The 14,937-nt window shown below is 62.2% G+C and carries 12 protein-coding genes; 3 read left to right on the top strand and 9 right to left on the bottom strand.

The genetic code is table 11. From position 1 onward, the window contains the following. Positions 1-34: 34 nt before the first annotated feature. Positions 35-916: a Ku protein gene (locus tag ACFE72_RS03070; RefSeq protein WP_375411576.1), complete on the top strand. Its 882-nt coding sequence runs from the start codon at positions 35-37 to the stop codon at positions 914-916. A 37-nt stretch (positions 917-953) separates the two neighbouring features. Here the strand turns inward: ACFE72_RS03070 and ACFE72_RS03075 are convergent, their stop codons facing one another. The 8 genes from ACFE72_RS03075 to mobB all read right to left on the bottom strand — a co-directional run bounded on the left by ACFE72_RS03075 (position 954) and on the right by mobB (position 11,323). Then, positions 954-1,175, bottom strand: a complete 222-nt coding sequence (locus ACFE72_RS03075; RefSeq protein ID WP_375411577.1) for a DUF6496 domain-containing protein — start codon at positions 1,173-1,175, stop codon at positions 954-956. A 93-nt stretch (positions 1,176-1,268) separates the two neighbouring features. After that, positions 1,269-4,172 (bottom strand): formate dehydrogenase subunit alpha, encoded by a 2,904-nt coding sequence (gene fdhF / locus ACFE72_RS03080; protein ID WP_375411578.1) that lies wholly within the window; start codon positions 4,170-4,172, stop codon positions 1,269-1,271. 49 nt (positions 4,173-4,221) lie between these two features. After that, a complete protein-coding gene (locus ACFE72_RS03085) occupies positions 4,222-5,931 on the bottom strand; it encodes an NADH-ubiquinone oxidoreductase-F iron-sulfur binding region domain-containing protein (protein ID WP_375411579.1) in 1,710 nt (569 codons plus the stop codon). 150 nt (positions 5,932-6,081) lie between these two features. After that, positions 6,082-7,737, bottom strand: coding sequence for an OFA family MFS transporter (locus tag ACFE72_RS03090; protein ID WP_375411580.1), 1,656 nt, complete (start codon positions 7,735-7,737; stop codon positions 6,082-6,084). Positions 7,738-8,196: 459 nt separating this feature from the next. After that, positions 8,197-9,090, bottom strand: a complete 894-nt coding sequence (locus tag ACFE72_RS03095) for a LysR family transcriptional regulator (RefSeq protein WP_375411581.1) — start codon at positions 9,088-9,090, stop codon at positions 8,197-8,199. A 128-nt stretch (positions 9,091-9,218) separates the two neighbouring features. Continuing rightward, complete coding sequence (locus tag ACFE72_RS03100) at positions 9,219-9,467, bottom strand: sulfurtransferase TusA family protein (RefSeq protein ID WP_375411677.1); 249 nt, start codon at positions 9,465-9,467, stop codon at positions 9,219-9,221. Between the two features lie 65 nt (positions 9,468-9,532). Continuing rightward, a complete protein-coding gene (gene glp / locus ACFE72_RS03105; protein WP_375411582.1) occupies positions 9,533-10,789 on the bottom strand; it encodes a gephyrin-like molybdotransferase Glp in 1,257 nt (418 codons plus the stop codon). 6 nt (positions 10,790-10,795) lie between these two features. Further along, positions 10,796-11,323, bottom strand: coding sequence for a molybdopterin-guanine dinucleotide biosynthesis protein B (gene mobB / locus ACFE72_RS03110; RefSeq protein ID WP_375411583.1), 528 nt, complete (start codon positions 11,321-11,323; stop codon positions 10,796-10,798). Positions 11,324-11,420: 97 nt separating this feature from the next. Between mobB and fdhD the strand changes: the two genes are divergently transcribed. After that, positions 11,421-12,308: a formate dehydrogenase accessory sulfurtransferase FdhD gene (gene fdhD / locus ACFE72_RS03115; RefSeq protein WP_375411584.1), complete on the top strand. Its 888-nt coding sequence runs from the start codon at positions 11,421-11,423 to the stop codon at positions 12,306-12,308. Further along, positions 12,301-12,924 carry a molybdenum cofactor guanylyltransferase MobA gene (gene mobA, locus ACFE72_RS03120; protein WP_375411585.1) on the top strand — a complete coding sequence of 208 codons (624 nt, stop codon included), beginning with the start codon at positions 12,301-12,303 and terminating at the stop codon, positions 12,922-12,924. Before fdhD ends, mobA begins: the two co-directional genes overlap by 8 nt. Positions 12,925-12,979: 55 nt before the next feature. Here mobA and ACFE72_RS03125 read toward each other — a convergent pair whose 3' ends face one another. Continuing rightward, positions 12,980-14,929: a molybdopterin biosynthesis protein gene (locus ACFE72_RS03125; RefSeq protein ID WP_375411678.1), complete on the bottom strand. Its 1,950-nt coding sequence runs from the start codon at positions 14,927-14,929 to the stop codon at positions 12,980-12,982. Positions 14,930-14,937 lie beyond the last annotated feature (8 nt).

Consider the following 14,937-nt stretch of genomic DNA (forward strand, 5'->3'; position numbering starts at 1 on the left):
TTCGATTGAACGCACAACGATTTGGGAGAATGCAATGGCCCCCCGCGCGTACTGGAAAGGCTCGTTGAAACTGTCGCTCGTGTCCTGTCCGGTGGTGCTTTATCCGGCCTCGACGACGGTGGAGAAGACGCGCTTTCACATGATCAACAAGGAAACCGGCAATCGGCTGAAGCAGCAGATGATCGACGCCGAGACCGGCGACGTCGTTGAAAGCGACCAGAAAGGCCGCGGCTACGAATTGAGCAAAGGCGAATATGTCGAGATCGGAGCCGAAGAACTGGAAGCGGTTCAGATCGAAAGCAACCACAGCATTGACATCGACAGCTTCGTGCCGCGCGACGAGATCGACAAGCGCTACCTCAACCACCCTTATTATATCGCGCCCGACGGTAAGGCCGGAATCGACGCTTTCGCCGTGATCCGCGACGCCATGAAGGACAAGGATCGCGTAGCGCTTGCACGCATCGTGCTGTCGAATCGGGAGCACATCATCGCCATCGAGCCGTTGGGTAAGGGATTGCTCGGCACCACCTTGCGCTACCCTTATGAATTGCGCGACGAAGACGACTATTTCGATGACATCAAGAATCCGAAGATCTCGAAGGACATGGTCGAGCTCGCATCCCACATCCTGGACAGCAAGGCAGCGCATTTCGACCCGTCGAAATTCGAAGATGAATATGAAAACGCGCTGAAAGCACTGGTCAAGCGCAAGGCTGCCGGTAAACCGGTAAAAGTGGCCGAGCGCGACGAAAAGCCGGACAACGTCATTGATCTGATGGACGCACTTCGGCAAAGCCTCAAGGGCAAGGCTTCGGCAAAACGATCCGGTCATGCTGCGTCGGGCACTGCGCGGCGAACGCGCCCGGCCAAGAAGGCGCATCGCTCCACAGCGCGACAGCGCAAGGCGAGTTGAAAGGCGGCCTCGAACGATTCGGGCCGCCTGCTCTTTACTACTTCTTCCGTTTCGACGATTTGCGTTTCGATTTCTTTGCGGTCTTCTTCTTCGGGACTTTCTTTCCTGCTTTTCGCGCTTCGGAGAGTCCGATTGCGATTGCCTGCTTGCGACTCTTGACTTTCTTGCCCGAACGGCCGCTCTTCAGGGTGCCTTTCTTTCGCTTCTTCATCGCGCCTTCGACTTTCTTTGACGCGCCCTTGGAATATTTCCTTGCCATGAGGTTTCTCCGTTGTGACGGAAAACAAACTTCACAGTGAAGTAAAGTTCCATCTATGGAGACACCGCGCACTCCCACCGTCATCCGCGCTTGCTACTCCGCAGCGCTGCGCACCTCGGCTCGCTCTGCGCGAACCGCGCAGAACTTGAATTCGGGAATCTTGCCAAACGGATCGAGCGTCGGATTGGTCAACAGGTTCGCGGCGGCTTCGGCATAACAGAATGGCATGAAGACCATGTTTTCCGGGACGTCTCGATCCGAACGCACCTTGACCTCGACCGCGCCACGCCGCGTTTCCAGCCGGATGAGATCACCCGGCCATACCTTCATGCGCCGCATATCCTTCGGCGACATGAACGCAACCGCCTCCGGCTCGATCTGATCGAGCACGTTGGAACGCCGCGTCATCGAGCCGGTATGCCAGTGTTCAAGCACGCGGCCGGTGGACAGTACCATCGGATACTCATCGTCAGGCAGTTCGTCCGGCGCGATCACATGCGCCGGCACGATCTTGCCGCGGCCGCTTGCGGTCGGAAAACCGGCAGTAAAGATGATCTCGTTGCCGGGCTTTTGGGGATCGTCGACCGGATAGGTCACGGCGCCCTCGCGCACCAGCCGCTCCCAGGTGATGTTCTTCAGCGATGGCATTACTTCCGTCATTTCGGCGAAGACATCGGCCGGCCCGTTGTAGTGCCAGTCGAGGCCCATGCGTCTGGCAATTTCCTGGATGATCCACAAATCCTGCCGCGCATCGCCGGGCGGCTTGATTACTTCACGCGCCAACTGCACGCGGCGATCGGTATTCGTGAACGTGCCGGATTTCTCGGCGAACGCGGACGCCGGCAGGATCACGTCGGCATGAAACGCGGTTTCCGTAACGAACAGATCCTGCACCACCAGATGATCGAGTTTTGCCAGCGCCTCGCGCGCATGCTGCACGTCCGGATCGGACATCGCCGGGTTTTCGCCCTCGATATACATGCCGGCGATTTCACCGGCGTGAATCGCGTGGATGATCTCGACCACGGTCAGTCCGCGGACGGGATCGAGATCGTGATGCCAGAGGCGCTCGAAGGGCTCGCGCAGATCGGTGCGTCCGACCGGCTGGTAGTCCGGCAGGAACATCGGAATCAGACCGGCGTCGGATGCGCCCTGCACGTTGTTCTGGCCGCGCAGCGGATGCAGGCCGGTGCCGGGCCGGCCCACCTGTCCCGTGATCAATGCCAGCGCGATCAGGCAGCGCGCATTGTCGGTGCCATGGATATGCTGGCTGATGCCCATGCCCCAGAAGATGAGCGAGGCGCGCGAGCGCGCGTACATCCGCGCCACCTCGCGCAAGGTTTCCGCGTCGATGCCGCAGATCGGCGCCATCTTCTCCGGCGTGAATTCCTGGATCTTCTCCCGCAGCTCGTCGAAGCCTTCGGTATATCCAGCAATGTACTGCTTGTCGGTGAGGTCTTCGGCGATGATGGTGTTGAGCATCGCATTCAGCATGGCGACGTCGGCGCCCGGCTTGAAAGCGAGGTGTTTGTAGGCATGGCGCGACAGGGTCTGCCGGCGCGGGTCCATCACGATCAGCTTGGCGCCGCGCTTGGCCGCGTTCTTGATGTAGGTGGCGGCCACCGGATGATTGACGGTCGGATTGGCGCCGATCACGATGATCACTTCGGCATCCATGGCCGCCGCGAACGGCGCCGACACCGCGCCCGAATTCAGACCTTCCATCAACGCCGCCACCGACGAGGCGTGGCACAGCCGCGTGCAATGGTCGACGTTGTTGGAGCCGAATCCGGTGCGCACCAGCTTCTGGAACAGGTAGGCCTCTTCATTGGAGCCCTTGGCCGAACCGAAGCCCGCCAGCGCCTTGACGCCCTTCTCGTCGCGGATTCTCACCAGCCCCCTGGCGGCGATGTCGAGGGCTTCTTCCCACGATGCTTCGCGGAAATGCGTGAAGGGATTGGCGGGATCGACCTGATCGTTGGCGTCCTTTTTCGCATTGGGCAGCCGCACCAGCGGCTTTGTCAGGCGATGCGGATGGTGGATGTAGTCGAAGCCGAAGCGGCCCTTCACGCAGAGCCGGTTATGGTTGGCCGGTCCGTCGCGGCCTTCAGCGTAAAGAATCTTCCCGTCCTTGACCTGATAGGTGACCTGGCAGCCGACCCCGCAGAACGGGCAGAGCGAGTCCACTTTTTTGTCGGCGTAATTGACCCGGGTCTGATTCTCATCGAGCATCACCGCAGGCATCAGCGCGCCGGTTGGACAGGCCTGCACGCATTCGCCGCAGGCGACGCAGGTCGATTCTCCCATCGGATCGTCAAAGTCGAACACGATCTTTGAATCGTGGTTGCGATAGGCCATGCCGATCACGTCGTTGACCTGGACCTCGCGGCAGGCGCGCACGCACAGGCCGCACTGGATGCAGGCATCGAGATTGACGCGCATCGCGGGATGACTGGCATCGCCGTGCCAGCGCTCGGCGGCGGGGAAACGGCTTGTCGTGACCTCGATCTTCTCGGCCCAATGCCAGAACTTCGAATCCGGATCGTGCGAGGTTTCGCGCGCAGGCTGGTCGGCGACCAGAAGCTCCATCACCATTTTTTGCGCGGCAACGGCGCGGGCGCTTGCCGACTTCACTTTCATGCCGACGCTCGGCGTTCGCTTGCAGGACGCCGCCAGCACGCGCTCGCCGTCGATTTCCACCATGCAGGCACGGCAGTTGCCGTCGGGCCGGTAGTCCGGTTCGGGCGAATAGCACAGATGCGGAATTTCGCGGCCCTGCCGCTTTGCCACTTGCCAGATGGTTTCGCCGGCTTTCGCTTCCACCAGTTTGCCGTCGAGTTCGAACTGGATGATTTTTGGCCCGGCTCCCTCGCCGCCGACCTTGCCGACCGGCGCGGTGTGCGCAACGTTGACTTTTCCATCGGGCGCCGACGTTCCGCCTGCCTTGCCTTTGGCATCGTGGCCATATCCCTGCGGCGTCGGGCTGTCATTGCTCATGTCGAAACCTCACCGGCAATCACCGAAGCAGACAAATAATTGATGCTTGTCATTCCGCGGCCTCCTTCGGCGCGAACTCCTCGGGGAAGTATTTAATTACTGAAGTCAGCGGATTGGAGGCCGCCTGGCCCAGTCCGCAGATCGAGGCGTCGCGCATCGCCTGGCTCAATTCGTCCAGCAATTCCCGGTTCCATACGCCGCCCTGCATCAGCAGCGCCGCTTTCTGGGTGCCGACCCGGCAGGGCGTGCACTGGCCGCAGCTCTCGTCCTCGAAGAAGCGCATCAGGTTCAGCGCCGCGCCCTTTACATCATCCTGATCGGACAGGATGATCACCGCCGCCGATCCGATAAAGCAGCCGTATTTTTCCAGCGTGCCGAAATCGAGGGGGATGTCGTCCATCGCCGCCGGCAGGATGCCGCCCGACGCGCCGCCCGGCAGATAAGCATGGAACGTGTGGCCCTCGGCCATGCCGCCGCAGAACTCGTCGATCAATTCGCGCACCGTGACACCGGCCGGCGCCAGCTTCATGCCGGGGTTTTTCACACGGCCGGATACCGAATAGCTGCGCAGCCCATGGCGGTCGTTACGGCCGTTGCCCTTCCACCAGTCCGCGCCTTTTTCGACGATATCGCGCACCCACCACAGCGTCTCGATGTTGTTGATCAGCGTCGGCAATCCGAACAGGCCGACCTGGAACGGGTAAGGCGGCTTGTGACGGGGCAATCCGCGTTTGCCCTCGATGCTTTCGAGCAGCGCGGACTCCTCGCCGCAGATGTAGGCGCCGGCGCCGCGCCGCATATGCAGCGTCGGACCGCCCGGCGGCAGTTTTGCGATTTCTCGCGCAAGGATTTCGCGCGAGGCCGGATATTCGTCGCGCAGATAGATGTAGACCTCGGGCGCTTCCACGACGTGTGCGCCGATCAGCATGCCTTCAAGGAAGCGATGCGGATCGGTCTCGAGGTACCAGCGATCCTTGAAAGTGCCGGGCTCGCCCTCGTCGCCGTTGATCGCCATCAGCCGCGGCCCCGGTTCGCCGAGCACCGCGCGCCATTTGCGCCCCGTCGGAAATCCTGCGCCGCCGAGACCTCGCAGCGACGCATCGTCGAGCGCCTTCAGCAATTCCTCTTTCGCCAAGTCGCCGCAGCGCAGCCGTTTCAGCAGTGCATACCCTCCGCTTGCGACATAGCCGTCGTAGTCGACATAGGCAGGCAGATGCGCATGGGTATCGCCGCATTTCGCCGCCGCGAGCACGCTCTGCGCGCTCGCACGATCGACGAAATGATGGCCGACCTCCGCCGCGGGCGCGGTGTCGCACCGTCCGACGCAAGGCGCGCGCACGACACGAATTCCGGGACCGGCCGCGCTCTGCAATTCCTGCAGCAGTTTTTCGGCACCCAACATGGCGCAGGTAAGTGAATCGCAGACCCGAATGGTCAGCGGGGCAATATCGCGCTCGCCTTCCTTCACTACGTCGAAATGCGCATAGAAGGTCGCGGTCTCGAACACCTCCGCGAAGGCCAAGTCCATTTCGTCGGCAAGGGCTGCCAAGTGCGCAGCCGAAATCTGGTGGTATGTATCCTGAATAAGGTGCAGGTGCTCGATCAGCAGATCCCTGCGCCGCGGCCGGTCACCCAATAAAAACGCCATTTCTTCAGCGGCTTGCGGATCGATCTGGCGTCCCTTGGGGGTCGATTTGGCGCGCCGCCGGCCCTCGCCCGGATGCTCGAACGAACGGACCTGCTGCACGTCATGATTCATGGATCATCTCGTTTCCACCCTTCCAGCCATGCAACTCTAATCTGTGGTATGCCACATGCCAAGAAGAAAGAATGTTACCGATGCCGCCTCCGGCACTGGAATGGAGACATGGCGATTTCCCACCGCCATGTCCCACATTCATCTGAGTGCTCAGAATATCTTGGCCGCGCTCTGCAGCGTGATCCAGACCCCCCACAGCAGCGGAACGCCAACAAACGCCCAGAACAACCCGGCCTTGCCGTCGAGTCCACCGAAACCTATTCCATACGAACCGGTCGGGGATGCCAAAGCCGTAGTGGCGGTAGCCGCCTGTAGCTTCGCGACCTCGGCATCGCTCATGTGCCACTTCGGATCGACCGGCTTGATCAGATAATTGCAGATCAATCCCGCGATCAGCATGGCGCAGAGAATGTACATGGTCGTGTTGTAAAGCTGGTCGCGCGGCACGCCCGCGGCAAGCTGGAACTCGCGGATGTAATTCACCACCACTGGACCGATAATACCGGCCGTCGACCACGCGGTCAGCAGCCGGCCATGGATGGCGCCCACGAACTGCGTTCCGAACATGTCGGCGAGATAGGCCGGCACGGTGGCGAAGCCGCCGCCATACATGGACAGGATGATGCCGAAGCCGAGCACGAACAGCAGTTTTGAGCCCATCGCGGCGAAGGTCGGCGCCAGCGCATAGAGCGCAATGCCGAGGATGAAAAACGTATAGTAGGTGTTCTTGCGTCCGATCTTGTCCGACAGCGACGCCCAGAAAAACCGGCCGCCGATGTTGAACAGCGACAGCAGGCCGGTGAAGCCGGCGGCGATTCCGGCGATGGCGGCCTTCTGTTCGCCGCTGAGGGCATTGAAACCGACGTCGGGAAGGCCGATCAATTTACCGGCGAAGATTTCTTGCAACATCGGCGAAGCCATGCCTATCACGCCGATGCCCGCCGACACGTTCAGCGTCAGCACCCACCAGATCAGCCAGAACTGCGGCGTCTTGTGTGCATCCTTTAGATGCACGTTGTTTTGGGTAATCATGGCGTTGATCTTGGCGGGTGGGGTCCAGCCTTCCGGACGCCATCCGGCCGGAGGGATGCGGTAGCGGAACGCGCCTATCGTCATGAACACGAAATAGATGACGCCCATGGCGACGAACGTTTCCCAGACGCCGACCGAAGTCGGGGTCTTGAAATAATTCATCAGGATGTTGGCCAGCGGTGCGCCGATCATGGCGCCTCCGCCGAAACCCATGATCGCCATCCCGGTCGCCATGCCGCGCCGGTCGGGAAACCATTTCACCAGGGTCGATACGGGAGAGATGTAGCCAAGCCCGAGGCCGATGCCGCCGATCACGCCGGAGCCGAGCCACAATAGCCAGAGCTGGTGGATATAGATGCCGATCGCGCCGAGGAAGAGCCCGCCGCACCAGCACAGCGCAGCGACAAAGCCAGCCTTGCGCGGTCCCGCGCGTTCAAGCCAGCCGCCCCACACTGCCGCGGCGATGCCGAGCAACACAAAGAACAGCGTATACATCCATCCCATGCTGGCAACCTTCCAGTCGCAGGTGGTGGTGAACAGTTCCTGCATGAGCGACATATCCGGGCAGACCTTCGGCGCGGTGATGCCGAGCGCGCGCGACAGCGGCAGCCAAAACACGCTGAAGCCGTAAGCCATGCCGATACACAGATGAATGCAGAGCGCCGCCGGCGGCACCAGCCAGCGATTGAAGCCGGCGGTCGCAATGGTGCGCTCCTTGTCGAGAATTCCCGGTGCGCCGCCGGTCATCGCGCCGGCTCCCTCATATGTACTCATTCCATCCTCCCCTGCAGCTACCCTTCCCAGGCCAGTCTGCCGTATATGATTCTGTTCAGTTGTCCGCCGCGTACTGGCTTTCCGAGTGCCGCACTCCCGGCGGATCACGATGCGTCAGGATATCGAGCATATTCGGCAAACTAAAACACCCGATGCGAACGCTTATGCCACGGCGTCGCGGCACGGTTTCTTTCACTCAAAATTGTCCCCGACGCCGGACCCCTGACGCGAGTCTTTCGCTGCCGTGACGGCGATATTAGTCGGGCAGAACCGAATGCCTGTCTCGATAGGCCAAAGGTAGCGGTTAGTAAATGCGCAGGTACGATAAGCTTTCCCATGCGGCGATACTGAATAAGCATCGATCAGCATATGCAATCGGCCGATATGGAAATGAAATGAGTTGCCGCATCATGAAAATCTGATGGCCGCAGCAACTCCCGATGAGAGAGACAATATTGCTCAGGCGTTGAGCGAAGGCGCGACTTCCTGCGCCGTCTGGACCAGCGCCGCAACCAGCGGAGTCATCGTCTCGCGCGGTGGAATGACCAGTCCAATTCTATAGGTCACAAGGGGGTCGACGATCGGGATGGTGCGGACGGCATCCGACAAACCCAGGGTTTCCGCGAGCTTTGCCGGCATCACGCTCGCCCAGCGTCCGGTCTTGACATGCGTGTAAAGCACGATGACCGAATTCGAGGTGAGCGTCGGCGTCGCCTGGGTTCCGGCCGCCAGCAGCGCGCGATCAATGATTCGGCGATTCTGCATATCCGGCGTCAGCAGACATAAGGGTACCTGGCCTACTTCGTGCCATGTGACCTGGTCGCGGTCTCCGTAAAGGCCATCCGGCGCCGTGATCAATCGATATCTTTCATCGTAAAGGGGAATTGCACGAACCTTGCCTAATGGCTCATTGTCGAGATATGTGAGCCCGGCATCGACTTCCAGATTTTCCAGCAGTGCGAGCACCTCGACCGAGGTGCATGACACGATACGAAAGCGCACATTGGGATGTCGGGCCCTGAACGGCGTGGTCAGCGATGCGACCATGCCAAGGACTGTCGGTATCGCTGCGATCCTGAGCTCGCCGGAAAGTCCTTGCTTCAGCGTGTTGATTTCTTCCCGCATGGCACGCATGTCGCCGACGATCCGTCGAGCCCAGTCCAGCGCGCGCTCGCCTTCGGGTGTGAATCCCAGAAAACGCGAGCCGCGCTGCACCAGCGTGACTCCCAGGATTTCTTCAAGCTGCTTGAGGCCTGTCGACATCGTCGGCTGCGTTACGCCGCAGGCTTCGGCCGCGCGTCCGAAGTGCTTTTCCTTCGCCAACGCCAGCAGGAGTTCGAGTTTGTCGATCAAGAAGTGTGCCTCGGCAAACCAGCATTGTTGGTGTCAGCAAAGCACAACGCGCGCGGCATCACCAAGAATATTGAGCATAACAAAAAGTAGCATCGATCGATGGACGATATAGGCACGGCCTATGTCGCTCATTCGGCTGATATTCCGGCCCCGTCTGTCTTTTCGATCAGGAACACGATCCGACGCTCGGCGCGCTCAATGATCTCGACCCGATCGCCGGTTTCCCGGATCAGACTCGGAATATCGATCACCGACAGCGGATCGGTGCAGTGTACTTCCAGGAGATCGCCAGGTTTAAGCGACTTCAGCGCCTTGCGGGTTTTCAGGGCCGGCAATGGGCATTTTAGTCCGGTCAAATCGAGTTTCGTCTGCGCCATGGCACTGAAGATGGCGAAGCGGGCTGTTATCGTCAACCGGCCGCGTCGGCGCTCAACTATTCGGTTCATGTCAGGCTGGCATAGCCTAGAAATCCAACCGTTTGGCCAGGTTCGACCCGCGTGATCCCTTCTCCGAGTTCGACCAGTCCATCCGTCTGCACCAGCGACGACAACAGGCCGGCGCCCTCGCGCGGAAATTTCACCGCCTCCAGCATGTCATCCGCAGCCCTGCGCAGCGTGGCGCGGACATACTCGCGGCGGCCAGCCTTCTTCCGGTATGTGAACGCCGCGCGCACCGGCATCGGCATCGGATTTTGCTGCAGGGCGCCGGCCAGCGCCAGCACCGTCGGGCGTACCACATAGGCGAAGGTGACAAAGCTAGCCACCGGATTGCCGGGCAGGCCGATAAAGGGCGTGCCATCGATGATCCCCATCGCCACGGGGCGGCCCGGCTTGATCGCCATGCGCCAGAGCACCAGGGTCCCGACGTCCTCCACACCAGCCTTGACGTGATCTTCCTCGCCGGTTGAAACCCCGCCGGTCGTCAGGATCAGATCGTGTGCGCCAGCCACCTTCTTCAAGGCGGCGGCGAGCGAGGCACGGTTGTCAGGCAGGATGCCGAGATCGCTGACATCGCAGCCCAACCGGGCCAGCATTGCCATCATCATGAAACGATTGGAGTCATAGAGTTGCGCGGCTGCGCGGGGTGCGCCGGGCGCTACCAGTTCGTTCCCCGTCGAAAATACCGCCACGCGGATGCGGCGGCGCACCTCGATGTGCATCAGGCCGAACGCGGCGCCAAGCGCGACGTCCTGCGGACGCAGGCGCTGTCCGGCCGGCAAGGCCCGCGTGCCTGCCGCAATATCTTCACCCGCCGGGCGGACATTGGCGCCGGCTTTCAGCCCGCCGGGAAGAACGACTTTGCCTGCCTCGTCGATACGGACATCCTCCTGCATGAACACGGTATCAGCGCCCTCGGGCATCGGCGCACCGGTAAAGATGCGCACGGCGTGGCCCGGTTCGACCGGCCCCTGTGCCGAGGCGCCGGCCTGCACCCGTCCCGTAACCGGAAATGCCTGTTCCGCGGTCAGCGGAAGATCGCCGTGCCGCACCGCATAGCCATCGACGGCGGAATTGGTGAACGGCGGCAGCGGCAGCGGGGCGGAGATGCCTGCCGCCAGAATGCGGCCATCGGCATGCCTCAGGTCGACGGTTTCGATATCCTGCACCGCCGTCACCCGCGCGGCGATGATTGCAACGGCGTCATCGACCGACATCATCGGTCCGCCGAAGGCAAAGCAATCGTCGGACAATTGCGCCATGGCTTTTCAGGTTCCCGTCGCGTGACGCGTCAGCACGTCCGCAATGCCGATCGCCGACGCCTGCATCAGGGCGGCGACGGCGGCGATGTCATCGAGATGAACGGTAGGAAGCCCCGTTTCCAGCTTGGCATCGCTTGCAATGCCCACGATTTCGGGATCGTCGGGAAACAATGGCGGCTTGCCGTTGGCGGCGCGATATACCTCGATCTTGCGATGCGGCTCGCGTTTAAAACCCTCGATCAGGACCAGATCGACCCGCGACATCTTCGCCAGCAGTTCGGGGATTTCCGGCTCGCTTGCGCCGCGCAACTCGTGCATCAGGGCCCAGCGCCGGGCCGAAGAGACCAGCACCTCGGCTGCACCCGACTGCCGGTGCACCCAGGAATCCTTTCCCGGGATATCGACGTCGAATTCATGGTGGGCATGCTTGATCACGGAAACGCGCAAGCCCTTTGAGATGAAATAAGGGATCAGGCGCGTCAGTAGCGTCGTCTTGCCGGCGCCGCTCCACCCCGCCAGACCAATCACCTTCATTCGGTTCTCCGGTTCGACCCTGGACCAGCGGCCCAATCGCAATCGCGACGGTGCTTTATATATGGGCTGGCGGCATTGTCATGCTATCGAACCGGTCATGATGAAGATGGATAAGCTCCCCGCTCCCCGTATCGTCCCAAACCCTTCGGATCCGCGGCTGACCGAGCGCGTCGCCGGAACCGATCAGGCCGGCGCCACGATCGAGATCAACGTCCCGGTCGAGCGGCCGCTGACGCTGTATCTGAACGCGCAGGAGATCGTCACCATGATGACGATCGGCGACCATCCGGAATATCTCGCACTCGGCTATCTGCTCAATCAGAACATGCTGAAATACGACGATATTGTCACCGAGGTCGAATATGACGACGACCTGCAGGTTGTTGTCGTCCGCACCGAACACCACACCGACTTCGAACAGAAACTGAAGAAGCGCACGCAGACCTCGGGCTGCGCGCAGGGCACCGCGTTCGGCGACCTGCTCGAAGCCGTCGAAAGCGTCGCGCTGCCGAAGGCGAAGCTGCGCACGTCGTGGCTTTACCAGATGACGCACACCATCAACACCATGCCCTCGCTCTATCTCGAGGCCGGCGCGATCCACGGCTGCGTGCTTTGCCAGAAGGGCACGCCGGTGTGCTACACCGAAGACGTCGGCCGCCACAACGCCGTCGACAAGATTGCAGGCTGGATCTATCGCCACGGCGTCGATCCCGCCGACAAAATTCTTTACACCACCGGGCGCCTCACCTCCGAAATGGTGATCAAGACGGTTCGCATGGGGGTTCCGATCCTGGTTTCGCGTTCGGGTTTTACGGCGTGGGGCGTCGATCTGGCACGGCAGGTAGGACTGACGCTGATCGGCCGCGCGCGCGGCAAGCGGTTCATTGCGCTGGCCGGCCAGGAGCGCATCGTCTACGACCAGAACCTCGACTACGTCGAAGAGGAATCCGCGCGCCATAAACGCAAGAGCGAGCGGGATGACTAGCCTTGCTGCAACTCCCGGCGTGCTGCTCGCCGGCGGACTGGCGCGGCGCATGGGCGGCGGCGACAAGCCGATGCGAACCATCGCCGGCCGGACCATCCTCGACCGCGTCATCGCGCGGCTTGCCCCGCAATGCGACGGCCTCATTCTCAACGCCAACGGCGATCCGGCGCGCTTCGCCTCGTTCGGCCTCCCGGTCATAGCCGACACGGTCGAGGATTTTCCCGGACCGCTCGCCGGCATCCTCGCCGCGCTTGATTGGGCCGCGGCCGATCGCCCCGACGTTGCCTGGGTCGTGAGCGCCGCCGCCGATTGCCCGTTTCTGCCGCGCGACCTCGTTGCACGTTTGCAGCAGGCACGGATCGAGCAGGGTTCGCAGCTTGCGGTCGCCGCTTCTGCGGGCCAGACGCATCCCGTCATCGGACTGTGGAATGTGAGCTTGCGCGACGAGCTTCGCCACGCGCTGGTCAAGGAAGATATCCGCAAGATCGACCGCTGGACCGCGCGGTACAAGCTGGCGACGGTGACGTGGCCGGCAGAGCCGCTCGATCCCTTCTTCAACGCCAATACGATGGATGATATCGCGGAGGCGGAGCGGTTGGCGGCGCTTGACGGCTAACGTGCCCGGACGCAGCGCAGCGCGTAGCGGTGCGCTGCAGAGTCGGGGCCCCAATTCACGCCGGCCGGAATCCCGCGCGCTGCAATGCCGCGCGGGTTTCCTCTGATGCCAGCGAGGCGAGAAACGCCTGAACCGCCGGCCGTTGTTTTCGTGCAGTGACCAGCGCGAAATCGTAGTGCTCTTCCGCCAGCGGAATAAAGCCAAGGCCCGCCGCATGGGCAACCGGGGCGATGGTGACGCCCCAATCCGCCCGGTTCTGCGCCACCGCCGCGGCAACGGCGTTATGCGAGCGCGGCTGATTCCAGTAGCCATCGGGCCGCGCGGTGCCGAGCAGCCGGTCGATCAGGGCGCGGGTGCCGGCGCCCTGGTTGCGGTTGACCATGATGCAGGCGGGATCGGCCAGCGCCGCGCGCACCGCGTCCTGTGCGTTCAACCCTTTTAAGCGTTCATCTTCCGCGCGAAATACGATGCCCTGCATGCGTCGATATCCCGGCACCAGTTCGAGCCCGGCCGCCATGAACGGCTCGTTGTAGGTTTCGGTATTTTCGTCGAACAAATGGATGGGCGCGAAATCGCATTCACCGCGCCGGGCCGCCGCCAGGCCCCCGAGACTCCCCACGGCAATCGAGCGCACCGACAATCCGGCCCGCGCCAGCGGCGCAACGACCAGATCGAGGCCGGTGCAATGACTGCCGACAATGACGAGATCCGGCACTTGCACATGCGGCGTGAACAGCGTGATGTCGGCCACGGTGCCGGCGGGCATCTGATCCGCAAGCGCGTCGATCCGTAAAAATCCGTCGGCCTGCGCAAACGAGGTGATGGCTCCCGAACCCTTCTCGCTCGGATATGCGATCAGGCCATCGAGGCCTTCGACCAACGACACCATGACGAATTCGGCGCGGCCCAGTTCCGATGCGATGCGTACCGGAATTTTTGCCGTGACCTTGGCGTCGGAACGCGGCGGCAACCCCGCCATGCGGCGCAGCACCGGCACGATCATGTCGTGAAAGGTGAACATCGCCGAGGTCGGAAAGCCCGGCAGGATCACGATCGGTTTGCCGTCGCAGACCGCAAGACACAGCGGCTTGCCCGGCTTCAGCGCGACGCCATGGGCGATGATGCCGGGCCGGCCCAACCGCGCGACGATCCGATGCGACACGTCGCCCGTGCCTTTCGAGGTGCCGCCGGAGAGCAACAACATATCGCAGCCCGCAAGTGCCTTGCCTATGACGGCCTCAAGTTCCCGCTCATCGTCGGCAATGGCGCCGAAAAACACCGCATCGCCGCCGTTCTCGCCGACGGCGGCAGCGACGATGGCGCCGTTGGTGTCGTAAATTGCGGCCGGGCGCAGCGGCAGTCCAGGCTGGATCAATTCATCTCCGGTTGAAATAACGGCGACCCGCGGGCGCCGCGCCACCGCGACGTCGGCGATGCCGCAGGCGGCGAGCATACCGATTTCGCGCGAGCCGATCATGGTCCCGGCACGCAATAGCGCTTCGCCGCGCGCGATGTCGGAGCCTGCGTAGGATACGAATTGTCCCGGAGAAGCCGCGCGGCGAATTTCGATTTCACCGTGGGACGCCGGCTGGGTGTGTTCGACCATCGTGATGGCGTCGGCGCCGCGCGGCACCGGTCCGCCCGTTGCTATCGCCGTTGCTGTGCCGGGCAACACCGGCAGCAATGGCGCAACGCCGCAGGCGATGACCTCGTGGTTGAGCGTGACGCGTACCGGTGTCGCTTCGCCGGCCGATGCAAGGTCGGCGGAACGCACCGCAAAGCCATCGACATTGGAGCGGTCGAACGGCGGCACGTCGATCGGCGCCACGAGGTCTTCCGCCAGGGCGTGACCGAGCGCATCGGCCAGCGTCCGCGTTTCGCTTAAGATCAGGCGCGGGAACAACGCCGCTTCGAAACGCGCCAGCGCATCCTCGCGGGACAGGACAGTCAGGAACTGATCCTGCTCCAGGCTGTCGCGATTTTTCGGCACCGGAGAATTCGGCATATTGGAAG

This window comes from uncultured Bradyrhizobium sp. (assembly GCF_964252615.1).
Lineage (GTDB): Bacteria > Pseudomonadota > Alphaproteobacteria > Rhizobiales > Xanthobacteraceae > Bradyrhizobium.

What these genes read in the sequence shown, in the direction of transcription:
- fdhD (WP_375411584.1), top strand. Translation starts at nt 11,421, where the DNA reads ATGATGAAGATGGATAAGCTCCCCGCTCCCCGTATCGTCCCAAACCCT.
- fdhF (WP_375411578.1), bottom strand. Translation starts at nt 4,172, where the DNA reads ATGAGCAATGACAGCCCGACGCCGCAGGGATATGGCCACGATGCCAAA.
- ACFE72_RS03070 (WP_375411576.1), top strand. Translation starts at nt 35, where the DNA reads ATGGCCCCCCGCGCGTACTGGAAAGGCTCGTTGAAACTGTCGCTCGTG.
- glp (WP_375411582.1), bottom strand. Translation starts at nt 10,789, where the DNA reads ATGGCGCAATTGTCCGACGATTGCTTTGCCTTCGGCGGACCGATGATG.
- ACFE72_RS03125 (WP_375411678.1), bottom strand. Translation starts at nt 14,929, where the DNA reads ATGCCGAATTCTCCGGTGCCGAAAAATCGCGACAGCCTGGAGCAGGAT.
- ACFE72_RS03075 (WP_375411577.1), bottom strand. Translation starts at nt 1,175, where the DNA reads ATGGCAAGGAAATATTCCAAGGGCGCGTCAAAGAAAGTCGAAGGCGCG.
- ACFE72_RS03100 (WP_375411677.1), bottom strand. Translation starts at nt 9,467, where the DNA reads ATGGCGCAGACGAAACTCGATTTGACCGGACTAAAATGCCCATTGCCG.
- mobA (WP_375411585.1), top strand. Translation starts at nt 12,301, where the DNA reads ATGACTAGCCTTGCTGCAACTCCCGGCGTGCTGCTCGCCGGCGGACTG.
- ACFE72_RS03085 (WP_375411579.1), bottom strand. Translation starts at nt 5,931, where the DNA reads ATGAATCATGACGTGCAGCAGGTCCGTTCGTTCGAGCATCCGGGCGAG.
- ACFE72_RS03090 (WP_375411580.1), bottom strand. Translation starts at nt 7,737, where the DNA reads ATGAGTACATATGAGGGAGCCGGCGCGATGACCGGCGGCGCACCGGGA.
- mobB (WP_375411583.1), bottom strand. Translation starts at nt 11,323, where the DNA reads ATGAAGGTGATTGGTCTGGCGGGGTGGAGCGGCGCCGGCAAGACGACG.